This window comes from Elizabethkingia argenteiflava, assembly GCF_009904105.1.
GTDB classification, from domain to species: Bacteria; Bacteroidota; Bacteroidia; order Flavobacteriales; family Weeksellaceae; genus Elizabethkingia; species Elizabethkingia argenteiflava.
Genome location: NZ_JAAABJ010000236.1, coordinates 1 through 480 on the forward strand (window position 1 = coordinate 1; position 480 = coordinate 480).

Annotated in this window: 1 protein-coding gene; it reads left to right on the top strand. The window is 33.8% G+C overall.

Annotation, left to right across the window (positions count from 1 at the left end):
- On the top strand, nt 1–480 hold a 480-nt coding region (locus GNY06_RS02170; RefSeq protein ID WP_166518597.1), incomplete at both ends, for a transposase.

Below are 480 nucleotides of genomic sequence, written 5' to 3' on the forward strand. Positions count from 1 at the left end.
AGAGAATTGACAAAAATCTGCAGTCATATCAAAACTACTAAGAAAATAAGAGTTCCAAAACTCTCTGATTTGGAACTTGTTGCACTCAATATCACTGCGGAATATAGGTCTATAAACTCTGAATTACTACTATTTAGAACCATTGAAGGGACAAAATTGGACGCAAAAATAGAAAGAAGTGTGTTTAATAAAAGAAAAAGAAGACTTTTTCCTTTTATTGAAAAAATAAGAGAAACATTAAGTGGAAAATTCTTTGATTTTACAGATGTCTTTATTGTAGATTCTACGCCCATAGAGATCTGTAAAATCAGTAGAGCCAATCGTTCTGGGATTTGTTCTACAGAAGATCTTAAACCCACTTTTGGCTATTGTGCAGCACAGAAAACACGGTATTTTGGCTATAAACTTCATGCCGTATGTGACAAAAACGGGATCTTTCATTCGTATGATTTTTCCCCTGCAAATGTCCATGATGTGAAC